This is a genomic window from Streptomyces sp. NPDC029152, from assembly GCF_055564355.1.
This window is the reverse complement of sequence record NZ_JBVHWR010000029.1, coordinates 17,078-40,322: the sequence shown is the minus strand read 5'-3', so window position 1 is coordinate 40,322 and position 23,245 is coordinate 17,078. Positions and strand designations below refer to the sequence as shown.

The 23,245-nt window shown below is 74.5% G+C and carries 25 protein-coding genes; 23 read left to right on the top strand and 2 right to left on the bottom strand.

The genetic code is table 11. From position 1 onward, the window contains the following. The first annotated feature begins 79 nt into the window (after positions 1 to 79). From ACZ4V6_RS33920 to ACZ4V6_RS33905, 4 genes are all read left to right on the top strand, one after another. Complete coding sequence (locus ACZ4V6_RS33920; RefSeq protein ID WP_467834780.1) at positions 80 to 1,654, top strand: MDR family MFS transporter; 1,575 nt, start codon at positions 80 to 82, stop codon at positions 1,652 to 1,654. A gap of 519 nt (positions 1,655 to 2,173) precedes the next feature. Then, positions 2,174 to 3,808 (top strand): ribosomal protection-like ABC-F family protein, encoded by a 1,635-nt coding sequence (gene abc-f, locus ACZ4V6_RS33915; protein WP_467834755.1) that lies wholly within the window; start codon positions 2,174 to 2,176, stop codon positions 3,806 to 3,808. A gap of 53 nt (positions 3,809 to 3,861) precedes the next feature. Then, positions 3,862 to 4,314, top strand: coding sequence for a flavodoxin family protein (locus ACZ4V6_RS33910; protein WP_467834754.1), 453 nt, complete (start codon positions 3,862 to 3,864; stop codon positions 4,312 to 4,314). A 138-nt stretch (positions 4,315 to 4,452) separates the two neighbouring features. Then, positions 4,453 to 5,751 (top strand): phytase, encoded by a 1,299-nt coding sequence (locus tag ACZ4V6_RS33905; RefSeq protein ID WP_467834753.1) that lies wholly within the window; start codon positions 4,453 to 4,455, stop codon positions 5,749 to 5,751. Between the two features lie 644 nt (positions 5,752 to 6,395). On the opposite strand, the gene ACZ4V6_RS33900 is transcribed toward ACZ4V6_RS33905, so the two are convergent. Together ACZ4V6_RS33900 and ACZ4V6_RS33895 are read right to left on the bottom strand one after the other, a co-directional pair. Next, a complete protein-coding gene (locus ACZ4V6_RS33900; RefSeq protein WP_467834752.1) occupies positions 6,396 to 6,842 on the bottom strand; it encodes a hypothetical protein in 447 nt (148 codons plus the stop codon). A 116-nt stretch (positions 6,843 to 6,958) separates the two neighbouring features. Then, a complete protein-coding gene (locus tag ACZ4V6_RS33895) occupies positions 6,959 to 7,972 on the bottom strand; it encodes a zinc-binding dehydrogenase (protein ID WP_467834751.1) in 1,014 nt (337 codons plus the stop codon). Between the two features lie 112 nt (positions 7,973 to 8,084). Here ACZ4V6_RS33895 and ACZ4V6_RS33890 point away from each other — a divergent pair, with 112 nt between their 5' ends. The 19 genes from ACZ4V6_RS33890 (at position 8,085) to ACZ4V6_RS33800 (ending at position 22,872) form a co-directional block, all read left to right on the top strand. Continuing rightward, positions 8,085 to 8,675: a TetR/AcrR family transcriptional regulator gene (locus tag ACZ4V6_RS33890; RefSeq protein WP_467834750.1), complete on the top strand. Its 591-nt coding sequence runs from the start codon at positions 8,085 to 8,087 to the stop codon at positions 8,673 to 8,675. A gap of 103 nt (positions 8,676 to 8,778) precedes the next feature. Then, positions 8,779 to 9,231 carry a hypothetical protein gene (locus ACZ4V6_RS33885; protein ID WP_077797276.1) on the top strand — a complete coding sequence of 151 codons (453 nt, stop codon included), beginning with the start codon at positions 8,779 to 8,781 and terminating at the stop codon, positions 9,229 to 9,231. A 265-nt stretch (positions 9,232 to 9,496) separates the two neighbouring features. Further along, positions 9,497 to 10,153 (top strand): class I SAM-dependent methyltransferase, encoded by a 657-nt coding sequence (locus ACZ4V6_RS33880; protein ID WP_467834749.1) that lies wholly within the window; start codon positions 9,497 to 9,499, stop codon positions 10,151 to 10,153. Between the two features lie 113 nt (positions 10,154 to 10,266). Then, a complete protein-coding gene (locus tag ACZ4V6_RS33875; protein WP_467834748.1) occupies positions 10,267 to 10,584 on the top strand; it encodes a gas vesicle protein GvpO in 318 nt (105 codons plus the stop codon). A gap of 38 nt (positions 10,585 to 10,622) precedes the next feature. Further along, positions 10,623 to 11,141 (top strand): gas vesicle structural protein GvpA, encoded by a 519-nt coding sequence (locus ACZ4V6_RS33870; RefSeq protein ID WP_467834746.1) that lies wholly within the window; start codon positions 10,623 to 10,625, stop codon positions 11,139 to 11,141. Further along, positions 11,138 to 11,914: a GvpL/GvpF family gas vesicle protein gene (locus ACZ4V6_RS33865; RefSeq protein ID WP_467834745.1), complete on the top strand. Its 777-nt coding sequence runs from the start codon at positions 11,138 to 11,140 to the stop codon at positions 11,912 to 11,914. The genes ACZ4V6_RS33870 and ACZ4V6_RS33865 overlap by 4 nt, the downstream gene beginning before the upstream one ends. Positions 11,915 to 11,918: 4 nt before the next feature. Then, entirely contained in the window at positions 11,919 to 12,194 is a 276-nt protein-coding gene (locus tag ACZ4V6_RS33860; RefSeq protein WP_467834743.1) for a gas vesicle protein GvpG, read from the top strand. Continuing rightward, positions 12,191 to 12,781 carry a hypothetical protein gene (locus ACZ4V6_RS33855; protein ID WP_467834741.1) on the top strand — a complete coding sequence of 197 codons (591 nt, stop codon included), beginning with the start codon at positions 12,191 to 12,193 and terminating at the stop codon, positions 12,779 to 12,781. Before ACZ4V6_RS33860 ends, ACZ4V6_RS33855 begins: the two co-directional genes overlap by 4 nt. A 238-nt stretch (positions 12,782 to 13,019) precedes the next feature. Beyond that, positions 13,020 to 13,670 (top strand): SRPBCC family protein, encoded by a 651-nt coding sequence (locus ACZ4V6_RS33850; protein WP_467834740.1) that lies wholly within the window; start codon positions 13,020 to 13,022, stop codon positions 13,668 to 13,670. Positions 13,671 to 13,688: 18 nt separating this feature from the next. Next, positions 13,689 to 14,033 (top strand): gas vesicle protein, encoded by a 345-nt coding sequence (locus tag ACZ4V6_RS33845; RefSeq protein WP_467834738.1) that lies wholly within the window; start codon positions 13,689 to 13,691, stop codon positions 14,031 to 14,033. Further along, positions 14,030 to 14,875 carry a GvpL/GvpF family gas vesicle protein gene (locus ACZ4V6_RS33840; protein ID WP_467834737.1) on the top strand — a complete coding sequence of 282 codons (846 nt, stop codon included), beginning with the start codon at positions 14,030 to 14,032 and terminating at the stop codon, positions 14,873 to 14,875. The genes ACZ4V6_RS33845 and ACZ4V6_RS33840 overlap by 4 nt, the downstream gene beginning before the upstream one ends. 35 nt (positions 14,876 to 14,910) lie before the next feature. Then, positions 14,911 to 15,120, top strand: coding sequence for a gas vesicle protein (locus tag ACZ4V6_RS33835; protein WP_467834779.1), 210 nt, complete (start codon positions 14,911 to 14,913; stop codon positions 15,118 to 15,120). Continuing rightward, on the top strand, positions 15,117 to 15,410 hold the full coding sequence (locus tag ACZ4V6_RS33830) for a gas vesicle protein K (protein ID WP_467834735.1): 294 nt from the start codon (positions 15,117 to 15,119) through the stop codon (positions 15,408 to 15,410). The genes ACZ4V6_RS33835 and ACZ4V6_RS33830 overlap by 4 nt, the downstream gene beginning before the upstream one ends. 95 nt (positions 15,411 to 15,505) lie before the next feature. Continuing rightward, positions 15,506 to 16,609: a substrate-binding domain-containing protein gene (locus ACZ4V6_RS33825; RefSeq protein ID WP_467834733.1), complete on the top strand. Its 1,104-nt coding sequence runs from the start codon at positions 15,506 to 15,508 to the stop codon at positions 16,607 to 16,609. A 124-nt stretch (positions 16,610 to 16,733) separates the two neighbouring features. Next, the gene (locus tag ACZ4V6_RS33820; protein ID WP_467834732.1) at positions 16,734 to 18,065 is read left to right on the top strand and encodes an ABC transporter substrate-binding protein; all 1,332 of its coding nucleotides are present in this window, start codon (positions 16,734 to 16,736) and stop codon (positions 18,063 to 18,065) included. Between the two features lie 25 nt (positions 18,066 to 18,090). Then, positions 18,091 to 19,086, top strand: coding sequence for a carbohydrate ABC transporter permease (locus ACZ4V6_RS33815; RefSeq protein ID WP_467834730.1), 996 nt, complete (start codon positions 18,091 to 18,093; stop codon positions 19,084 to 19,086). After that, positions 19,083 to 19,946: a carbohydrate ABC transporter permease gene (locus ACZ4V6_RS33810; RefSeq protein WP_467834729.1), complete on the top strand. Its 864-nt coding sequence runs from the start codon at positions 19,083 to 19,085 to the stop codon at positions 19,944 to 19,946. Before ACZ4V6_RS33815 ends, ACZ4V6_RS33810 begins: the two co-directional genes overlap by 4 nt. A 59-nt stretch (positions 19,947 to 20,005) precedes the next feature. Then, positions 20,006 to 20,986, top strand: a complete 981-nt coding sequence (locus tag ACZ4V6_RS33805) for a hydroxyacid dehydrogenase (RefSeq protein WP_467834778.1) — start codon at positions 20,006 to 20,008, stop codon at positions 20,984 to 20,986. Further along, positions 20,983 to 22,872, top strand: coding sequence for a DUF2264 domain-containing protein (locus ACZ4V6_RS33800; protein WP_467834727.1), 1,890 nt, complete (start codon positions 20,983 to 20,985; stop codon positions 22,870 to 22,872). The genes ACZ4V6_RS33805 and ACZ4V6_RS33800 overlap by 4 nt, the downstream gene beginning before the upstream one ends. The last annotated feature ends 373 nt before the right edge of the window (positions 22,873 to 23,245 follow it).

Genomic DNA, 23,245 nt, shown 5'->3' with positions numbered 1-23,245 from the left:
CGCGACACCCACCCCATCCTCACTTGAAAGAGTTGCCGTGACCGCACCTCAGGCGCCCGACGACGCGCCTCCCCCATCCATGACCCACCGGCAGACACTCCAGGCCATGTCCGGTCTGATGGCCGGCATGTTCGTCGCGATCCTGGCCGGCACCGTCGTCTCGAACGCGCTGCCCACGATCATCGCCGACCTGGGCGCCAGCCAGTCCTCCTACACCTGGGTCGTCACGGCGGAACTGCTGGCCATGACGGCGACGGTCCCGCTGTGGGGCAAGCTGTCCGACCTCTTCAACAAGAAGCTGCTGCTCCAGCTCTCACTGTCCATGTTCGTCGTCGGCTCGCTGCTGGCCGGCTTCTCCCACGGCGTCGGTCTGCTGATCTTCAGCCGGGTCGTGCAGGGCATCGGCGCGGGCGGTCTGACGGCCCTCGCACAGGTCGTGATGGCCTCCGTCATCCCGCCCCGCCAGCTGGGCAAGTACGCCGGCGTCTTCGGCGCCGTCTTCGCCGTGGGCACCGTGGCCGGGCCGCTGGTCGGCGGTGTGCTGGTCGACACCTCGTGGCTGGGCTGGCGCTGGTGCTTCTTCATCGGCGTGCCGTTCGCGCTGCTGGCCATCGCGCTGCTGCAGCGCACGCTGCGGCTGCCGACCACGCGGCGCGAGGTGCGGATCGACTGGCTCGGCGCCTTCCTGATCGTCGCCGGTGTCTGCGCGCTGCTCATCTGGGTGTCGCTGGCCGGCAACGAGTTCGACTGGGCCTCGTGGCAGACCGGCGCCCTCACGGGCGGCGGTGTGCTGCTGCTGATCGCCGCGGTCTTCGTCGAGGCGCGTACCGCCGAACCGGTCATCCCGCTCGACATCTTCCGCAACCGCACGGTGACGCTGACGACCGTCGCCAGCCTCCTGGTCGGTGTCGCCATGTTCGGCGGGACCGTCTTCCTCTCCCAGTACTTCCAGGTCTCCCTGGGCAAGTCGCCGACCGTCGCCGGTCTGATGAGCCTGCCCATGATCCTCGGCCTGCTGGTGTCGTCCACCGTCGCCGGCCAGGTGATCAGCCGGACCGGCAGGTGGAAGCGGTACCTGGTGGCGGGCGCGGTCGTCATGGCCGTCGGCCTGGCGCTGCTGTCCACGATCGACGCCAGGACGAACTTCGCTCTGCTCAGCCTCTACATGGCGATCCTGGGCGTCGGCGTCGGCATGCTGATGCAGAACCTGGTGCTGGCCGCGCAGAACGACGTGCCGGCCACCGAGCTGGGCGCCGCGACCTCCGTGCTGTCCTTCTTCCGCAGCATGGGCGGCACCATCGGCGTCAGCGTCCTCGGCGCGATCCTCGCCAACAAGGTCACCAGCGAGATGACCAAGGGCCTCGAGGACGCGGGCATCGCCGTGCCGGCCGGTGAGAGCTCCGGCGAGAGCAGCGTCCCGGACATGGCCACGCTGCCCGCCCCGATGCGGTCGGTCGTCGAGCACGCCTACGGTGTCGCCACCGCGGACCTGTTCCTCATCGCCACGCCGTTCGCCGTGCTCGCGCTGGTCGCCGTCGTGTTCCTGAAGGAGAAGCCGCTGAAGACCACCAGCGGCATGGAACGCCTCGCCGAGGAGTCCGGCGAGGCCGCCGCGGCGCCGGCCGGCAAGGGACCGGCGGCGCCGGTCGCCTGAGCCGCCGACGCCACCGCCTCGCGGAGCCGCTAGCCCCTTCGGGCGGGCGGCTCCGTCGCGCGCGGAAGCGGACGTCGGCCCGGCCACGGACCGGCGCAGGCACAGCGACGGCCCGGCGCAGGCCTGGCACGCGCAGCAGCGCGGCGGCGGGCTCGGGGCCGGCGACGACGACCGCGCCGGCGTGCAGGACCCGGTCGCCGGCGACGATCCGCCGGCCCTCCTTGCCGGTGCGGCACAGCTCGGTGACGGGTGTCCCGGTGAGCGCGAGTGGCCTCGGGTCCCGCCGGGCCCCGCGCCCGGTCGCGGGCGGCTGCTACGCTGGAGACGACGTTGATCGCGTATCGAGAGGTCCCGGACATGGTGGGTGACGACGACATCTGCGGGTGATACCCCGCACCGATCGGCCACAGCGGGCGCGCAGGAGCGCCATGGCGGTGGCCGCCTTCGTCGTTCCCCTTCCCCTGTCTGTCCCGGGCGGGCGTGTCCCTTCCCCCGCCCCTCTCCTCAGCGAGGTCGTCCATGTCCGACGCCGCCATCCTCTGCTCGAACCTCTCCTTCGCCTGGCCCGACGACACCCCCGTCTTCCAGGACCTGTCGTTCACCGTGGGCCCGGGCCGTACGGGCCTGGTGGCCCCCAACGGCTCCGGCAAGAGCACCCTGCTCAAGCTGATCGCCGGTGAGCTGCGCCCCGTCGCGGGTTCCGTGTCCGCCACCGGCACCGTCGGCTACCTGCCGCAGACCCTGCCCCTGACCGGTGATCTCACCGTGGCGGAGGTGCTGGAGGTCGCCGCCGTCATCCGGGCCATCGACGCCGTCGAGTCCGGGGACGTGGCCGAGGAGCACTTCACGACCATCGGCGACGACTGGGACATCGAGGAACGCACCCGTGCCCAGCTCGACCGTCTCGGCCTCGGCGACCTCGCCCTGGACCGGAGCCTCGGCACGCTCAGCGGCGGTCAGATCGTCTCCCTCGGCCTCGCCGCACAACTGCTGAAGCGGCCCGACGTACTGCTGCTCGACGAGCCCACCAACAACCTCGACCTGGACGCCCGGCACAAGCTCTACGACGTCCTGTCGGACTACAAGGGCTGTCTGCTGCTGGTCAGTCACGACCGGGCCCTGCTCGACCGCATGGAGCGCATCGCCGAACTCGACCGGGGCGACCTGCGCTTCTACGGCGGCGACTTCTCCGCGTACGAGGAGGCGGTGCGGGCCGAGCAGGAGGTCGCCGAGAAGAACGTCCGCAACGCCGAGCAGGAACTCAAGCGCGAGAAGCGGGAGATGCAGCAGGCCCGCGAACGCGCCGAGCGCCGGGCGAGCAACGCCGCCCGCAACCTCAAGAACGCCGGGCTGCCGCGCATCTTCGCGGGCACCATGAAGCGCGGCGCGCAGGAGTCCGCGGGCCGGGCGGGGCAGACGCACGCCGACCGGGTCGGCGACGCGAAGGCCCGGCTGGACGAGGCGGGGCGCGCGCTCCGCGACGACCAGCGCGTCGTCCTCGACCTGCCGGACACCGACGTGCCCGCCGGGCGCACCCTCTTCCTCGGGGAACGGCTGCGGGTCCGGCTCGGCGACCGCGAGGTGTTCGCCGGCGAGGGTGTCGACCTGACCGTCCGGGGCCCCGAGCGCATCGCGCTGACCGGTCCCAACGGCGCCGGCAAGAGCACGCTGCTGCGTCTGCTGAGCGGCGACCTGGAACCGGAGAGCGGCACGGTCAGGCGGGCCGACGGGCGCGTCGCCCACCTGTCGCAGCGGCTCGACCTGCTGGACGCGGACCGCACGGTCGCCGAGAACTTCGCCGCGTACGCTCCTCGGCGGCCCGAGGCCGAGCGGATGAACCTGCTCGCCCGCTTCCTGTTCCGGGGCGCCCGCGCCCACCTGCCCGTCGGCGTGCTGTCCGGCGGCGAGCGGCTGCGGGCCACCCTGGCGTGCGTCCTGTGCGCCGAGCCCGCCCCGCACCTGCTGCTCCTGGACGAGCCGACCAACAACCTCGATCTGGTCAGCGCGGAGCAGTTGCGGGGCGCGCTGAACTCCTACCGGGGAGCCTTCGTGGTGGTCAGCCACGACGAGAGGTTCCTGAGCGAGATCGGCGTCGGCCGGTGGCTGCGGCTGGCCGACGGCGCGCTGACGGAGACGGCGGCGCCCGAGGTGTGATCCGCGGCGACGGCTGTTGCGCCCGCCGGGTGCCGGACGGCAGGCTTCGGGGTGTGGCCACTTTGCTGATCGTGCATCACACCCCGTCGCCGAACTGCCAGGCGATGCTCGAAGCCGTCGTCTCCGGGGCGACCGCGCCGGAGATCGAGGGCGTCCGGGTCGTCCGGCGGGCGGCACTGGCGGCCACGGCCGTCGACGTGCTGGAGGCGGACGGGTACCTGCTGGGCACCCCGGCCAACCTCGGCTACATGTCCGGCGCCCTGAAGCACTTCTTCGACCAGGTCTACTACCCGTGCCTAGACGGGACGCGGGGCCGGCCCTTCGGCTACTACGTGCACGGCGGCGGCGACACCACGGGCGCGGTGCGCGGCATCGAGTCGGTGACGACCGGCCTCGGCTGGCAGCTCGCCGCCCCGGCGGTGACGGTGGCCGGCGAGCCCGCCAAGGCGGACCTGGAGTCCTGCTGGGAACTGGGGGCCGCGCTCGCCGCCGGGCTGACGGCCTGACCGGCCGGAGAACACCGCGGGCACCGTTCCCCCACCGGTCACCTCCCCGTCACCGGCAGGGCCCCGTGGCGACCGGAACCACGATCAAGATCATCAGGTGTATCCCGTCGTCATGTCTTCGACTTGAGGAGCACCCGCATGACCAGGCACCCCCTCGGCCGGCCGGCCGCCTGCGCCCTCGCCGCGGCCGTCACCTTCCTGTCGGCGGTTCCGGCCGCGGCGCACGGTGACGACGCGCTGCCGACCGTACGGCCGCGGGCCGAGACGGCTCCGCTGTACGACGACGAGGCCGGCGGGAACGCCGACGCGGACGACCCGGCCATCTGGCGCAACCCGGCCGACCCCGACCGCAGCCTCGTCGTCGCGACGGCGAAGGAGGGCGGACTGCGCGTCTACGACCTGGACGCCCGTCTCGTGCAGTCGGTGGCGGCACCCCCCGCCCCCGGCCCCGACGACGCGCCCGGCCGCTTCAACAACGTCGACCTGGTGCACGGCGTGCGCCTCGGCGCCGGGCGGGCGGACCTCGCGGTCACCACCGACCGCGGCAGCGACCGCCTGCGGGTCTACCGCATCGACCCGTCCTCCCCCGGACGTCCCCTGACGGACGTCACCGACCCGGCCGCCGAGCCGGTGTTCTCCACCGGTCAGGCCGAGATCAACGACCAGCGCACCGCGTACGGCCTGGCCACCTGGACCGACAAGGCCACCCAGCGCTCCTACGCGCTGGTCAGCCAACGCGAACGCACCCGGCTCGCCCTGCTGGAACTCACCCCGACGGCGTCCGGACGCGTCGGCTACCGTCCGGTGCGCACCCTGGACCTGCCCGCGTCCTTCCGCCTGCCGAACGGCAGGAACTGGTCGCCCTGCTCCGAACCCGGTGAACTGCCCCAGGTGGAGGGCATGGTCGTCGACCCGGCCGACGGCACGCTGTACGCCGGGCAGGAGGACGTCGGCATCTGGCGCCTGCGCGCCGACCTCACCGGCACGCCCCGGCTGGTGGACAAGGTGAGTGAGTACGGGGTCCCGGCCACGTACGACGAGGCCGCCGACGAGTGCGTCGCCGGCACCGACCCCGGGTACGGCGGCAGCCGGCTGGCCGCGGACGTGGAGGGACTGACGCTCCTGGAGGAGTCCGACGGCGACGGGTACCTGCTGGCCTCCAGCCAGGGCGACAACACCTTCGCCGCGTACGACCGCGAACAGGAGGACCACAACGAGTACGAGGGCGGGTTCCGCGTCGGCGCCGCCTCGGCCCTGCTGGACGGCTCCGAGGAGTGCGACGGAGCGGCGGTGCTGAACCAGCCGCTGGGCAGCCGCTACCCCGACGGCCTGCTCGTCGTGCAGGACGGCCACGACACTCCTGGTGACGGCGACCGTGACGCCACCGGCTTCAAGTTCGTCGACCTGGGCGACGTCAAGGACGCGCTCGACGACTGACCGGTGCCGTTCGGTCCCGGCCGGCGTCGGGACCGAACGGCACCGGCGCGGGGGCGTCACCGGGCACGCCGCCCGGTGCGGAGCAGCGGCAGGCACCCGGCGGCGAAGAGGACGCCTCCGGCCGCCGCGGGCCGGAGCCCGAGGCTCGAGCCCGTCTCGGCGAGCCCTCCCCGGGTACCCTGCGGCTCGCCCTCGGAACCGGCGGCCCGCGCGGCGCCGACCGCGTCCGTCCCCCGCGTCCTGCCGGGCGCGGCCGCGGCGCCGCCCGCGTCATCCGGCGCCCCGGCGGGCGTGGTGGCGGCCCCGGGCTCGGCGGTGCGGGAGGCGGCGGGCCGGCCCTGGTCCGCGGGCCGGTTCGCGGGACCGGACGCCCTCCCGTCCTGGCCGTCGTCCGCGGGTGCCGGTGCGGCGCCGGTCCGCCCGGCCGGGGTCCGGTGGTCCGCCCGCCGCCGTCGCCGCCCGGCCGTGCCGGGATCTCCCGGCCGTCTCCGTCGTCCGGGGCCCCTGATGCCCCGGGGGTCCCGGGGTTCTCCGGGGTCCCGGGCGGCTGCTCCTGCGGGGCCGCGCTCCCGCCGGGTTCCGGGGCGGGGGTGTGTCCGGGCCGCAGGACCGGCCGCTGTTGACGCAGTCGACCGTCTCCCGCATCAGGTCCTCGTCGAAGACGTTGACGAAGTCGCTGTGGTCCCGCCGCCGTCGACGGCGGCGACGATGCGCGCGATCGTCTCCGTCCGCCGCTTCTCCAACGGGCCGAGGATCGCGCCCTCGTCCACGTCACCGTCGTCGGTGGTGCGTGCCGCTTCCCGGAGTTGCCGGTGGGCCGTGGCGATCCGCTCGTCCAGGCGGGCGAGTTCGCCGTCGACGTCCGGCCTGGCCCGTTCGGGGACCGTCGTCAGCCGCTCGCTCGGGTCGGGGCGGTCGATCGTGGCCGCGACGCCGGAACCGCCCAGGGGAACGGCGGGGGCCCTCCCGGCCCCGGTGGCGAAGGCGAACACGCCGGCGGCGGCCGGACCACCGCCGCCCCGCATCAGCGCGTCCGCGGAGAAGGTCGCGCGCCGTGCCCCGGTCGGGCGTCTGCGCCCGTTGTGTTCCACGGCGTACTCCTGCGTCATGCGGTGCGGCGGTCCCGGGCGTGAAGCGCCCCCGGCTCCCTACGGGGCCGGGGGCACCGGCGTTCAACCGCCTCGCGGATTCCCGGGAGTCCCTCACCTCACGGGCGCAGGATCAGCCGGATCGGGTCGCCCTCCTTCCTCTCCAGCCGGGCGACCGCCTCGGCGGCCTCGGCCAGGGGCAGGACCCCGCTGACGGACCCGGAGAAGTCCAGCCGTCCGCCCTGGATCAGCCGCAGCAGCTGGGGCAGGGCCACCGGCATGTCGGAACCGTAGTGGCCGAGGATCCGCTGCTGGAGGTAGCTGAAACGGGTGCCGTCCGTGACGCTGAGCGGCTTGTCGGTCAGGCCCACCAGCACCAGCCGGCCCTTGGGCGCGAGGACGGAGAGCGCCTGTTCGCGCACGGCCGGCACACCCGCGAAGTCGAAGGCGGCGGCGAGCCCCGCCCCGCCGGTCACCGCCCCGACGGCCTCGCGCAGGCCCGGGTCGGCGGAGTCCAGGGCGAGGTCGGCCCCGGCGGCCAGCGCACGCTCGCGCGCCACCGGGTTCGGGTCGACGGCGACGACCGGGCAGGCACCGACGGCACGCAGCAGCCGCACGGCGTGCACGCCGAGCCCGCCGGCGCCCCACACGCCGACCGCCTCGGCGGGGCGGACTTCACCGGTCCCGGTGATCGCGCCCCACGGGGTGGACACGGCGTCGGGGATGATCGCGCCCTGGTCGAAGGGGATGGCGTCGGGCAGCGGGGTCAGGGCGGTCGCGGCGGACAGCGCGTACTCGGCCCAGCCGCCGTCGTAGTCGACGCCCCGGGTGTAGGTGACGCCGTCGCGGACCTCGCCGGCGTGCAGCACGACCCGCTGCCCCGGCGCCCAGGCGGTGACGCCCTCACCGACCTCGTCGATCGTGCCGGCCACCTCGTGGCCGAGGGTGACGGTGTCGCCCCGGAGGAGCATCGGTGTGAGCGTGCCGTCGATGAGGTGGACGTCGGAGAGGCACACTCCGGCGGCCTCGACCTTGACGAGGACCTCGCCCGGTCCGGGCTGCGGCCGGGGCACCTCCTCCAGCCGCAGGGTGCGGCTCGGGACGTGCAGGCGGGCGGCGAGCATCTGCGCCATGACATGACCTCCTCGGTGCGGCGGCGGCCCCGGACGGCCCCATCGGCTCATCGCAGGTCGCCTTGCGTTAACCGTACATCCAACGCAAGTCGAATTGCTTTAGGGTGGTGCCATGACCTCTCCGGAACCCGCCGCCCCGCCGCTGCGCCGCCGCGGGGAGCGGATGCGGCAGGCCGTGCTCGCCGCCACGGTGGAACTGCTGTCCAGCCAGGGTCTGGCGGGGGCGACCGTCGGTGCCGTCGCCCGCGCGGCCGGGGTGCACGAGACCTCGGTCTACCGCCGCTGGGGCACCCGCGAGAACCTGGTCCTGGACGCGTTGACCACACAACTGGACTCCGCGCTGCCGGTCCCGGACACCGGGCGCGTACGCGACGACCTGCTCGCCTTCTTCTCGTCGCTGGCCGGGCTGCTCGGCACCGCCCAGGGCCATGCCCTGCTCCGGATCGGCGTCGAGCGCGACGACACCCTCGACGACCGTCGCGGGCCCTACTGGAGCGACCGCCTCGACCGCGCCGTCGTGATGGTCCGGCGCGGCGTCGAGCGGGGCGAGCTGGCGGCGGACATCGACCCGGGCCTGCTGATCGAGGCGGTGAGCGGCCCCCTGTTCGTCCGGGCCCTGCTCAGCGGGGCGCCGCTGGACGACGCGCTCGTACGGGGGCTGGTGGACCTGGCGCTGGACGGATCCCGGGCCCGTCCCGCGTGAGGGGCGTGCGCCGCGGGGTTCTGTTAGGCGGCCACGAGAGGGGAACCCGGGCCCCGTCGTGACCGTCGTGCGCCACCGCGCCCGTACCGAGGGAGTCGCCGGTATGCAGTCACTGATCAAGGGCCTGGTCGCCGGCGCGGCGGGGACCGTCGCGCTGAACCTCACCACGTACGGCGACATGCTGCTGCGCGGCCGGGGATCCAGCGACATGCCGGCCGAGGTCGCGGACCGGGTCGCCGACCGGGTCGGGCTGGTGCTCGGCGACGAGGAGACGAAGCCCCACCGCGAACAGGCCGTCGGTGCCCTGCTCGGCTACGCCACCGGTCTCGGGGTCGGCGCGGCCTACGGGGTGCTGCGCCGCCGGCGCGGACCGCTGCCGGACTGGGTGGCCGGGCCGGTGCTCGGCGCCGCGGCCATGGTCGGCAGCGACGTGCCGGCCGCCGCGCTCGGCGTGACCGACCCGAAGCAGTGGGACCGGACCTCGTGGGTGTCGGACATCGTGCCGCACGTCGTGTACGGCTTCACGACGGCGTCGGTGTACCAGGCCCTGCACTGAGGGAACGACCGGTGGACCCGGCAGACCCCGTGGGCGTGGACAGCGGCGGGCCGCCCGCCCCCGTCACCGGGGCGTCCGGCGGCGGGCCGCGGCCGGCGGGGTCCTGCCGGACCGCGGCAGGCCCGTCGTGCACCGCGGACCGGCGGAACCGGGGACGACACCGGGCGACGGCTCCCGGCGGGACGCCCGGGGAACCCCTTGCCGGTGGCTCTCGCGCGGTGGAACGATGCTCCCGGCACCGGCTCACCCCATCGGAGGGACCCTCGTGACCGACGGACAGCAACGGCCTCCGGCCGCCGACGTGTTCGACGCGCTCGGCGCCGAGTACGAGAAGGCGTTCGCCGGGTCGCGGGCGCACCGCCGCTCGCTGGAGTGGCTGCTCGAGCGGCTCGCGCCGGGCAGCCGGGTGCTGGACGTGGGCAGCGGGACCGGGCGGCCCACGGCCGAGACCCTCGCGGGCGCCGGTCACCGGGTCGTGGGCATCGACGTCTCCCCCGTCATGGTGGACCTGGCGACCCGGCAGGTGCCGGCCGCCTCCTTCCGGTGCGCCGACATCCGCGACGTACCGCTCGCGGACGGTTCGTTCGACGCGGTCTGCGTGTACTTCGCGCTGCTCCAGCTGGACCGGCGGGAGCAGGCGGACGTCGTCCGGCGCCTCGCGCGGGCGCTGGCCCCGGCGGGGCACATGGTCCTGGCCACCGTTCCGCTGGACGTGGAGGGCGTCGACGCCACCTTCATGGGACAGCCCGTGCGCGTGACCAGCTTCACCGCGCCGGACCTCGTCGCCGTGGCCGAGGGGGCGGGGCTGGAGGTCCTGGAGCAGAAGGAGCTGCTGTTCACCCCGGCCCACCCGGACGCCGGACCCGAACCGCACCTCTTCCTGCACTGCCGGCGCCGGAACGCCGCGGCGCCCGGCGCCTGAGCCCCCGCCACCGGCGACTCCTCGCGCCACCCCGCGGTGGGCGCGGGCCCGCCCGTGCCCGGACGGGGTAACTGCGGGCGCGCGCGCCGGGACCCGCGGCCAGAGTGGACTGCATGACAGAACCTGGCGAGCGACGGCGCGGCACCACGTCCACCACCACGCGCGAGCGTGGCGTGCGGGGCGCCCGACAAGCCGCCCAGCGCGCCGCGGACGCCCTGTCCGAGCTGATCCGGCACCGTCTGGAGGGAGTCTCCGCGGTGTGCCGGAGCGAGGGCGGCGGCTGGATCGTCGACGTGGACGTGCTGGAGGTGGCACGGATCCCGGACACCACCAGTCTGCTCGCCACCTACGAGGTCGAGCTGGACGCGGCGGGCGAGCTGCTGCAGTACCGCCGGACCGCCCGCTACCGGCGCGGTGCCCAGGACCAGTGACCGGGCCGTCGGCCCCGCCCCCTCGGAAGGACCACCGCATGATCACCTATGACGACGAGGTCGTCTGCGCGCCCCGCGCCGGAACGCTCTACGACGTCCTGGAACTCATCCTCGACCGCGGCATGGTGATCGACGTCTTCGTGCGCGTCTCCCTGGTCGGCATCGAGATCCTCAAGGTGGACGCCCGCATCGTGGTCGCGAGCGTCGACACCTATCTGCGGTTCGCGGAGGCCTGCAACCGCCTGGACCTGGAGCACGACGTGCGGTCCAAGACCGTCCCCGAGCTGTTCGGCGGGCCGGTCGCCAAGACCGTCGGCAGGGCGGCGGCCAAGCGGGGCACGCGCTCCCTGACCGACAAGGTGCGGGACATCCTCACGCCCGAGGAACCCGGGCCGGCGGAGGAAGAGGAGGAGGGGCCCCTCCCCCGCCGCGCCGGTTCCTCCGGCCGCGAGCGCGAGACGCAGCGGCCCCGGAGCCGTCCGGCGGGGCACTCCCGCGGTGACGACGACCGCCCGCGCAGCCGCCCGCGCCGGCGCACGGGAGCGGAGGAGGAATGACCGTGTCCGCAACAGCCGCCACCACCCCCACCACCGTCACGGAGGCCGGGGCGGCCCTGTACGTCTACGGCATCGCCCCCGCAGGGGTCCGCACCCCCGGCGCCCTCGGGGTCGGCGGCGCGCCGGTACGGCTGCTCACCGAGTCCGGCCTGTGCGCGGCGGTCTCGGCCACGCCCGCGCGGCTGCGGCCCCGGCGCCGCGACCTGATGGCCCATCAGGCGGTGCTGGACGAACTGGCCGCGCAGGGACCCCTGTTGCCCATGCGGTTCGCGGTCCTCAGCCCCCGTCCGGACGTCCTGCTCTCCCAGCTGCGCTCCGACGCCGCCCACCTGACACGGCAGCTCGACGGCGTCCGGGGGTGCGTCGAGCTCAACGTCAAGGGAACGGTCGTACCCGGCTGCTTCGCCGATCTGGTGCGCCGGGACGAGAAACTGCGGGCCCTGGCGCTGCGGACGCGGCGCCGGCCGGACTACGAGGCCAACGTCCGGCTCGGCGAGGTGCTCGCCCGGGCCGTCCGCCGCGAGGCACGGCGCGCGGCCCAGGGGGTCCTCGACCGGCTGGCCCCGCTCGCCGTGCGCACGGTGGGAGGCCCGACCGACGACGAGCAGGTGCTGAGCGCGTCGTTCCTGCTGCGCTCCGCCGACGAGCGCCGGTTCCGGCAGGCGGTGGACGCGTGCGCCCGGGACCACGGGGACCGTCTGGCGCTCAGCGTGACCGGGCCCCTGCCCTGCTACAGCTTCGTCGACCCGTCTCCCGCGCCGGCCGGGCGGTGACGCGGTGGGCATCGTGAGCGGTCTCCTGCTGCTGCCCCTGGCCCCGGTGCGGGGCACGGCGTGGATCGCCGACCACCTGCTCCAGGAAGCCAGGCGCCAGGCCCACGACCCGCGCGCCGTCCAGGCCCGACTGGCCGCGCTCAACCGGGCCCTGGACGAGGGCGCCATCGACGAGGCGGCCTTCGAACGGGAGGAGGAGCGCCTGCTCACCCTCCTCGACCGCCCGGTCCGGCCCACCGGCCGCACCACCACGGATCCAGCGCACGGAAGGCACGTATGAGCGACAACAAGGCGGCCCTGGCGGCGGCCATGGCGGGCGGATACCTCCTCGGCCGCACGCGGAAGGCCAAACTGGCCTTCGCGGTCGGCTCCTACCTGGCGGGCCGGCGCCTCGGCCTCTCCCCCGGCCAGGTGCTGTCCCAGGGGCTGGGCGGGCTCCAGTTGGCACCGCAGTTCCAGCAGCTGTCCGAGCAGGTGCGCGGCGAGCTGCTGACCGCCGGACGCACGGCCGTCACCGCCGCGGCGAACCGCAGGCTCACCGGCCTCGCCGACACCCTCCGCGACCGCACCGACGCACTCACCGGCGTGGGCCGGCGGGACGACGGAGGCCAGGAACGGGACGACGGGTACGCCGGGAACGACGGGTACGACGACGCGGTGGACGAGGCCGACTACTTCGACGACGAGGAACGGGAAGAGGACCGCGAGCCCGCCCCCGCGCCACCGCGGAAGGCCGCCCCGCGCCCGGCCGCGTCCGGCGGGCGGGCGCCGGCGAAGAATGCGGCCACGAAGAAGACGGCCACGAAGAAGGCCACCGCCAAGAAGGCCGTACCGCCGGGGAGCCGGCGAGGAGGTGGCCGGAAATGAGCCCCACCGGACAGAGGAACGGCGCACCGTCCCCCCTGGGCGACGTGAAGGACGCTCTCGGCGGTTACCTCTCCGCCACCGGGCACAGCCTCGCGGGCAGGGCGAGTGAGCGGATCGGAGGTCTGACCGACCGCCTGACCGCCTCCGCGGGCGGGGGCTCGGGCTCGGGCTCGGGCTCGGGCGGGGCTCGGGCGGGCGGGGGCGCGGGTCCCGGGGCAGCGTCAAGGCGACGCACATCATGGAGACCGTCGACATCGGCGTCCCCCTGCGCACCGTCTACGACCAGTGGACCCGGATCCAGGACTTCAGCTCCTTCACCAAGGGCGTCCGCAGCGTCAGCCCCACCGACGAGGTCACCTCCGACTGGAACGTCAAGGTGGGCCCGTCGAGCCGCAGTTGGAAGGCGACCGTGCAGGAGCAGGTCCCCGACGAACGGATCGTGTGGACCTCCGAGGGAGCCAAGGGCAGTACACGCGGCGCGGTCAGCTTCCACGAGCTGGCGCCCCGGCTGACCCGTGTCGTCGTGGTCGTCGAGTACTACCCGGCGGGCTTCTTCGAGAAGACCGGCAACCTCTGGCGCGCCCAGGGACGCCGGCTGCGGCTGGACCTGAAGCACTTCGCGCGGCACGTGACCCTCATGGACGGCGAGGAGGCGGAGGGCTGGCGCGGTGAGATCCGCGACGGCGAGGTGGTCCGGAGCCACGAGGAAGCGCTGGAGGAGGAGAACGCCGACGGCGCCGAGGACGAGAACACGGACGAGGCGGCCGGGGACGACGAGTACGGGCCGGACGAGGAGGACGAGGGCGAGGAGGAGGACGAGGACGGCGAGGACGACGAGTACGAGGACGAACCCGATGAGGACGACGAACGAGCCCGTCCGCGTCGCTGACCGCTCGGGGAGTACGCAGTGACAGACGTCGACCACGGATACACGGGGCCGGACACGCAACCCTACGCCCCCGTCACCGGCAACCTCGCGGACCTGCTGGAGCGGGTCCTCGACAAGGGCATCGTCATCGCCGGTGACATCAAGATCGACCTGCTCGACATCGAGCTGCTCACCATCCGGCTGCGGCTGTTCATCGCCTCGGTGGACACCGCGAAGAAGGCGGGCATCGACTGGTGGGAGACCGACCCGGCGCTGTCGTCGCGGGCCGCGCGGGACGCGCTCGCCGAGGAGAACGCGCGGTTGCGGTCCCGGCTCGACGCGCTGGAGGAGGCCGTCGAGGAGACGGCGGGAGCCGTCCGGTGAGCGGGCGCCCGGCCGGATCCGCGGACCCCGGACTCGTCTGCGCGTTCGCCGTCACCCGCACCCCGCCGGACGCCGCCGAACTGGCCGCGTCGACCGGTCACGAGGAGGGTGGCCCGCTGCGCGTGCTGCGCACGGCCGGTCTGTGCCTGCTCGTCCAGGACGTTCCCGCGGCACTGTTCGACGACGGGGCACTGGCCGAGCGGCTGGGCCGGCCCGAGGACCTGGAACGGTGCGCCCGCGCCCACCACCGGGGCGTCGAGGCCGCGGGCGGGCGGGGCCGCTCCGTCGTTCCGCTGCCGATGGCGACCCTGTACCGGGGCGACCGGAGCGCGCGGGAGGCGATCGCCTCCCGCGCGGCGGCGCTGGGCGTGCTGCTCGACCGCCTCCAGGGCCGTACGGAATGGGCGGTGAAGGTGCACGCGGCCGAACCCGCGCCGCGGACCTCCCCCGGTACCGGCGACGGCGCGGGCGGACGCGCCTACCTGAGCCGGGCCAGCGCACGGCGGCGCGAGGGGCAGGACGCGCACGCGAAGGCCCTGGCCGAGGCGGAGGCCGTCGACGCGGAACTGCGGCGGTACGCCGTCGCGGCGACCCGGCACCGCCCGCAGAGCGAGCGGCTGACGGGCCGGCGCACCCCGCAACTGCTGAACTGCGCCTATCTCGTGGAGGAGGCGGAGGGCTCGGCCTTCACCCGGGCGCTGGCCGGGCTCGCCACGGACCGTCCCTACCCCGCCGTCGAGGTCAGCGCCTCGGGCCCGTGGATCCCTTACTCCTTCGCCCGCTGGGACGAGGAACCGGACCGGGCCGGGCGGGAGCGCGCGGAGCGGGGGGCCCGCCCGTGACCGCCGCGGACCCCCGTACGCCGGGCCCGGCGCCCGTGCCCTGGGACGGGCCCGAGCCGTACGCTCCGGTCGGGTTGCCCCTGGTCGACCTGCTGGACCGCGTGCTGGCGACCGGTGTCGTCGTCAGCGGGGACCTGGTCCTGGCCGTCGCCGACGTGCCGCTGGTGCGGATCTCCCTGCACGCCCTGCTGTCGTCGGTGAGCGAACGCGTGCCCGCACCGTGGCCGGACAGCGGACCACTGTGACCGCGCCCCGCACCCACGCCCTCGACCTGGATCCCGAGCGCGTCACGAACGACCTGGCCGCCCTGGTGCTCACCGTCGTCGAGCTGCTGCGGCAGCTCATGGAGCGCCAGGCCGTGCGCCGCTTCGACGAGGGCACGCTGAGCGCGGAGCAGGAGGACCGGCTCGGCACCGCGCTCATGCTGCTCGACCGGCGCATGGACGACCTGTGCGCGCAGCACGGCCTGAGCCGCGCCGACCTCAACCTCGACCTGGGGCCGCTGGGCCCGCTGCTCGCGGACCCCGAGCCGTAGCACCACGTACCCCGCGAGGCGCGTACACCCGCCACGATCGATCGTTATGATGTCGCCGAATCGATCAAACGAACATCTGTGGGTGGGGAGTCCTCATGCGGGAGCCGGTCGATGTCAGGCGCCAGCGGATCCTGGCGGCGGTGCAGGCGCGCGGCACCGCGCGGGTGCGCGACCTCGCCGACGAGTTGCAGGTCTCGGTGGTGACGGTCCGCCGGGACGTGGAGGAGCTGACCCGGGAGGGCAGGCTGCGCCGCGGACACGGCGTCGTCCGCTCGACGCTGCCCGCCCCCGAGGTGCCGGCCGGCGGCCTCGCCGACGGCGACCGGGTCGCCGTGGTCGTGCCGGAGCGGCACTCGTACCTGACCGAGACGCTGCACGGCGCCCGCACGGTGCTGGAGGAGGCCGGCGTACGCCTCGCGCTGCACATCGCACCCCAGGCCGCCGGCGCCGAACGCCCGCTGGCCGAACGGGCCCTGGAGGACGGCGCCCGGGGCCTGCTGCTCGCGCCCCGGTGGAGCAGCCTGGCCGCCGAGGAGGCCGACCACGGGTGGCTGGCCGCGCTGGAGGTGCCGACGGTGCTGATGGAGCGGCGGCCGCGGCGCGGCAGCGCGCCGCACGTGCTGGACTCGGTGTGCTCGGACCACTGGTACGGGGCGCACCTGGCCGTGGAGCACCTGGTGGGGCTCGGTCACCGGCGCATCGTGTTCGCGACCCGGGACGACAGTCCGACGGCGCGCACCCTGCGGGCGGCGTTCGCCGAGATCGCCGGGGCGCATCCGCTGGTGGAGCGGTGGGCGTGGGCGCTGAGCGCACCCGGGTCGGGGCAGGAGGGGCCCTACTCCGCGGACGAGACGGCCGAGCTGCCGGCGCTGCTGCGCGGGACGGGGGCGACCGCACTCGTGCTGCACGGCGACGTGGACGCGCTGATGATCGTGCAGCGGCTGGCGGACGAGGGGGTGCGGGTGCCGGAGGACTGCTCGGTCGTGGCGTACGACGACGTGGTCGCGGGTCTCGCCACGCCTCCGCTGACGGCCGTGTCGCCGCCCCGCGCGGAGGTCGGCCGGGTGGCCGCCGAGCTGCTGCTCGAGCGTCTGCGGGAGGCCGGGGGCCGGCCCGCGCGGCGCGTCGAGCTGCTGCCGCGGCTGATGGTGCGCGGCTCGACCCGGCGGGCGGACGCGGCGGACGGCGAGCCCGGATGAGCGTTTGAGCGTTTTATTTTCTTCTGATCGATCTATTGACCGTTTGCATCGGGCGGTTCAGGATTCCGGGTGTCCCGACCAGACGTGTCCGCGGGGCGGACACGCAGGAGCCGCGGGAGGCCCCATGCCCGGACGACCCAGCCGTCGTTCCGTGCTCGCCGCGATGACCGCCGTACCCCTGACAGGAGCCGTGAGCGCCTGCAGCGGGGGGAACGGGGCCTCGTCGGCCCGCACGAGCACCACCACGCGCATCACCTTCTGGTCCGCCCTGCGCGGCAGCCAGGAGGTGGTCGACGCCTTCAACCGCACGCACCGCACCGTCCAGGTGGAGTTCCAGCAGATTCCCTCCGGCGGGCAGGGCGGTTACGCCAAGCTGAGCAACGCCGCCCGGGCCGGCAACGCACCCGACGTCGCCACCATCGAGTACCCGCAGGTCCCGGGGTACGCCATCGACGGAGTCGCCCGCGACATCACCGACCTGGTGAGCGACCGCCTGCGCCGCAGGCTGCTGCCGCAGGCCCTCGGACTGACCACCTTCGAGGGCCGGGTGTTCAGCGTGCCGCTGGACGTCGAGCCCATGGTGATGCACTACCGCGCCGACCTGTTCGACCACTACGGGCTCCGGGCCGCCCGTACCTGGGACGAGTTCGCCGAGCAGGCCGCGACCGTGCGCCGCCAGGCGCCGGACCGGCGGCTCGTGCTGTTCCCGACCGACGGCATGACCCAGTTCGCCGCGTACGCCTGGCAGGCGGGCGCCCGGTGGTTCGACACCTCGAAGGGCGCCTGGAACGTCTCCCTCGCCGACGCGCCGTCCCGGCGGGTCGCGGCCTACTGGCAGCGGCTGATCGACCGGGACGACGTCTTCGTGAACGCCGTCGAGAGCAGGCAGGCCGACGCGCAGCTCGGCAACGGACTGGTGCTCACCCGCCTCACCGGCGCCTGGGACGCCGGCGCGCAGATGAACGCGCGGCCGGGGCAGAAGGGCCAGTGGCGGATCGCGCCGCTGCCGCAGTGGGACACCGGCAGCCCTTCCGTCGGCACGCACGGCGGCTCGACCTTCGCGATCACCAAGGACAGCCGCCGTCCCGAGGCCGCCATGGAGTTCATCGAGTGGCAGGTCTCCCACCCCGACGCCCTGCGCGCCCGCCTGTCCAGCGGCACCAGCAGCCAGTACCCGGCCGCACCCGGCCTGGTCGCCGTGGGCCGCGAGGCGTTCGACCGGTCGTACTACGGCGGGCAGGACATCTACGGCCTGTTCCGGCAGGAGGCCGAGCGGATCGGCGAGAACTGGCTGTGGGGTCCGCGGATGAGCGCCACCCAGAAGGTCATGCAGGACTCCTTCGCCCGCGTCGGCGCCGGTCAGGGCTCCCTGGTCGAGTCCCTGCGCACGGCACAGGAGGGCACCATGCCCGACCTCAAGGCCCTCGGCCTGTCCACCACCCAGCACAGCACCTGAGCCGACGAGAGGCAGGTGACACCCCATGACCACGACCACCACGCCACGGGTGCCGGCCGGCACCGCGCGCGCCGGCGGCCCGGCGCCCTCCGCCGCCGCCGCCGGCGCGCGGGCCCGCAGAGCGGCGAAGCGCCGGCGACTGGCCGCCTGCGGCGTCCTCATGACACCGTTCTTCGCCCTGCTGATCACCGTCTTCCTGATCCCCGTCGGCACGGCCGTCTACCTCAGCTTCTTCAGCGACGACCAGCCCGGCCTCGGTTTCGGCCCCGAGCGCACCGTCTTCGTCGGGCTGCGCTCCTACGCGGCCGTGCTCACCGACCCGACCTTCCTCGGCGGGCTCGCCACCGTCGCGCTGTACTGCCTGGTCTACATCCCGCTCATGGTCGTCGGCGCGCTCGCCCTCGCCCTGCTGCTGGACTCGGGCGTGGTGCGGCTGCGCGCCTTCGCCCAGATGGGCCTGTTCCTGCCGCACGCCGTGCCCGGCATCATCGCCGCCCTGATCTGGCTGTACCTGTACACGCCGGGCATCAGCCCGGTGATCGAGCTGTTCGCCCGGGCCGACGTCACCATCGACTTCCTCGGCATCCACACGGTGATCCCGTCCATCGTGAACATCGCCCTGTGGAGCAACCTCGGCTACAACACGGTGGTCTTCTACGCCGCCCTGCAGGCCGTGCCGCGCGAGGTGATCGAGGCGTCGGTGGTCGACGGCGCCGGGCCCGTGCGCACCGCGCTCCAGGTCAAGACGCCGCTGGTGCGGGCCTCGATCGTCATGGTCGCGATCTTCACCCTGATCTGGGCGCTGCAGCTGTTCACCGAGCCGATGCTGCTCAGCCAGTCCTCCCCGATGATCAGCTCCCGGTTCTCGCCGAGCATGTACATCTACGACGCGGCCTTCACCCGCAACAACTACGGCCTCGCGGCGGCCGCCTCGGTCGTCCTGCTCGTCTGCACCATCGCCCTGTCCTACGGCGTCACCCGCTTCACCAGCCGCGCCGACGCCGCCGAGGAGACCCGATGAGCGCCACCGACAGCTCCCTGCTCCGCCCGGGAGTGCTGGGCCGGGCGACGGCCAACGTGGTCGTCGCGGTCTCCGTCCTCTACACGCTGCTGCCCGTGGCCTGGCTGGTGCTGGCCTCCGCCAAGAACCGGGACGCGCTGTTCCGCAGCGACCTGCTGTCCCTGGGCGACTTCTCCTTCGGGCGCAACCTCGGCGACCTGTTCACCATGGACGGCGGGCTGTACGGCCGCTGGTACGCCAACAGCCTGCTGTACGCGGTGCTCGGCGCGGCCCTCGGCGCGCTGCTGAGCGTCGCCTGCGGCTACGCCTTCGACAAGTACCGCTTCCGGCACAAGGAGAAGCTGTTCGGTCTGGTGCTGGCGGCGGTCATGGTGCCGCAGACGGTCCTCGCGCTGCCGCTGTACCTGATGGCCTCCGAGGTGGGCCTGGTCAACACCTTCTGGGCGGTGTTCGTCCCGGTGCTGTTCAACCCCTTCGGCGTCTACCTCGGCCGCGTCTTCAGCCGGGGCTACGTGCCCGACGAGGTGCTGGAGGCGGCACGGGTGGACGGCGCGGGCGAGCTGACCACGTATGTGCGCGTGGCGCTCAGGATGCTCGGCCCCGGGCTGGTCACCGTGTTCCTCTTCCAGCTCACCGCGATCTGGAACAACTTCTTCCTGCCCATGGTGATGCTGTCCGACCAGGACCTGTATCCCGTCAGCCTCGGCCTCTACCAGTGGAACAGCTCGGCGTCCGTCTCACCGGAGTACTACCCGGTGGTCATCATGGGATCGCTGCTCGCCGTGCTGCCGCTCGTCCTCGCCTTCGTGCTGCTCCAGCGTTTCTGGCGCAGCGGCCTGACCGCCGGAGCCGTCAAGTGACCCACCCGCACGCCCCCGACGCCCCCGGTCCCGGGTTCCGGCCCCGTGCCGTCGTGGCCATGTCCCGGGACGCCGCCGCGGCCGTCCTCGACCCCCACTCGCTCGGTGCCTTCCGCGAGGTCTGCGACCTGGCCCCGCTGCCCGCGCTGGACGACCTGTCCACGCCGCGCGCCAAGTCGCTGCTGGCCGACGCGGACCTGCTGATCACCGGCTGGGGCTGCCCGCCGCTGGACGCCGGGGTGCTGCGGGCCGCACCGCGGCTGCGGGCCGTGGTGCACACCGCGGGCACCGTCCGCGGGCACGTCACGGACGCGTGCTGGGAACGCGGCATCGAGGTCTCCTCGGCCGCCGCCGCCAACGCCCTGCCCGTGGCCGAGTACACCCTCGGCATGATCCTGCTCACCGGCAAACGGGTCCTGGAGCGGGCCCGCGACTACCGGCTGACCCGCTCACGCGGCAACTGGCTGCGCACCCCGCGTTCCGTCGGCAACTACCGGCGCACGGTCGGCATCCTGTCGGCTTCGCTGATCGGCCGCCGGGTCGTCGAGCTGCTGCGCCCGCACGACATCGACGTCCTGCTGCACGACCCCTACGTCAGCGACGCGGACGCCGCGGAACTCGGTGTCGAACGGGTCGGCCCGGCGGAGCTGTTCGCACGCTCGGACACCGTCAGCGTGCACACGCCGCTGCTGCCCGAGACCCGTGGCCTGGTCAGCCGCGCCCTCATCGACTCCATGCCGGCCGGAGCCGTGCTGATCAACACCGCGCGCGGCGCGGTCGTCGACCAGGACGCGCTGACGGACGCCGTCCTCGCGGGCCGGATCCGGGCCGTGCTGGACGTCACCGACCCCGAGGTGCTGGCGCCGGACCACCCGCTGTGGGACTGCGAGAACGCGCTGATCACCCCGCACCTCGCCGGTTCCGAGGGCAACGAGTGGCGCCGCCTGGCCGACCTCGCCCTCGCCGAGACGGCCCGCTGGGCGTCCGGCGCCGGTTTCCTCCACCCCGTACGACGCGAAAGGCTGGCGTTCCTGGCATGAGCATCCCGTTCGAACTGCCCACCGAGGACCGTGCGCTGAGTCCGTACACCGGTTACACCCGCGCCCACTGGGAGGCCGTCGCGGACGGGCTGCTGTGGGCCGCGTGGCGTTGGAGCACGCCGGGCTGCGCGCTGCTCGACCTGCCGGGCAGGCCGTCGGGCTCCGGGGTGCGCTCGGACGGCCTGGAGGGCTTCGCGCGGACGTTCCTCGCCGCCGCCTTCCGGGTCGCGGGCGCCGACGGCGACGATCCGCACGGCTGGCTGGAGCGCTACGCGCGCGGCCTGGCCTCGGGCACCCTGACGCCCGGCCGCGAGGACACCGAGTCCTGGCCGCTGATCCTCGACCACGACGTGCAGGGCCAGCCGATGGTCGAGTCGGCGTCGGTGGCGCTCGGCCTCAGGCTGACCGCGCCGTGGCTGTGGAAGGACCTCGACGCCGGGGTGCAGGACCGGGTCGAGGAGTGGCTGCGCGGGGCGCTGCGGCACGTCCCTGCGCCGAACAACTGGTACCTGTTCCCCTACACGGTCGCCGGGTTCCTGGAGTCGGTCGGCCGCGGCGACGCGGAGACGGCGGCGGCCCGGCAGCGGGCCCTGGAGCTGCTGGAGGGCTGGTACCGGGGCGAGGGCTGGTACGCCGACGGCGACGGCCGCGCCTTCGACCACTACAACGGCTGGGCGCTGCACCTGTACCCGGTGCTCGACGCCCACCTCGGCGGCGACGGCGGCCTCACCGCGCGGTACGGCGAGCGGCTGCGCGCGCACCTGGAGGGTCTCGGGCTGATGTTCGGCGCGGACGGGGCGCCGCTGCACTACGGCCGCTCGCTGGCGTACCGCTTCGCCGCCTCCTCCGCCGTGGGCCTCGGCGCGCTGACCGGGCACACGCCGCTGTCGCCGGGCGCCTCGCGGCGGCTGGCCAGCGGCAGCCTGCGGTACTTCCTGGACCGCGGGGCGCTGACCGACGACGGGCTGCTCGGCCTGGGCTGGCACGGTCCGCACGAGGCGACGCTGCAGCACTACTCGGGCCCGGCCTCCCCGTACTGGGCGTCCAAGGCGTTCGTGTCGCTCCTCGCGCCCGCCGGCCACCCGCTGTGGACGGCCACCGAGGAGGCCGCGCCGGTGGAGGAGGCCGACCGGGTGCTGGCCCTGTCCGCGCCCGGGCTGCTGCTGCAGGCGACGCGCGAGGACGGGATCGTCCGGCTGCACAATCACGGCAGCGACCACGTCCGGCCGCACGAGGGCGAGTCGGCCGCCGAGGACGACCCGCACTACGGCCGGCAGGCGTACTCGACGCGGACCGGTCCGACGGCGCCCGGCAACGTCGCGGACAACCACCTGTCGGTGGAGGTGAACGGCCGGCGCAGTGTGCGCCGCCGGATCCGTCCCCTCGGCGCGGGGCACGGCGAGGGCTGGGGGTGGGCGGCGTCCTGGCACCGGCCCGTCTTCGCCGGCGGTCCGCCGATGGTGCCCGGGCTGCGGGTGGAGAGCGTGACCGTGGCCCGGGGGCCGTACGAGCTGCGGGTGCACCGGGTGGTCGGCGCCCCGGCGGGGACGCGGCTGACGCACACGGGGTGGGCCGTCGGCCCCGACGAGCCGCTGGTATCCGTGCTGCACGGCCTGCACGGCTGGGGCGCCGAGCCGGAGACGGTCCGCGCGCCGCAGGGCACGGCCTACGCGCCGTGGGCGCGGATGCCCCGGCTGTCCGGCGAGGCGGGCGGCACCTCGCTGCACGTCTGCCTGGCCGCGCTCACCGGTGAACCCGGCCCCGGGTCACCGGCGGACGCGGTCACGGAGGTCGTGGCCGACGGCGGCGGTGTCGAGGTGGTCTGGAGGGACGGCGGTGCGCGTACCCGGGTCTCGTTCGAGCCCCTGCGGGTCACGCACGGGTGAGTCACGGCATCCGGGAGGCCCCCGGCCGGCGTTCCGCCGGCCGGGGGCCTCCCTCGTGCGCCCGCCTCCGGTGGCGCGCGGCCGCGGGGGTGGGGACGCTGGTACGGCCACCGACGAGAAGGAGTCCTCCGTGCGCGAGGTGCCCCGCGTCGTGCACGGGCCGCCCGGCCGTGTCCGTGCCGTGCGCCGCCCCGGCGGGGCCCGCCGGAGCCCGCGACGCGCACCGTCCGGACGGGGCGGCGGCCGGGCGCACCGAGGGCGGCGGAGCGGTCGTCGCGTCCCGGCGGGCGGGGCTCCGGCGTCCTGCCGTCATCACGCATGTCTTGAGTCCCGGTGATCGGGTACGCGGTCACGGCCCACCACGGCAGTCGGT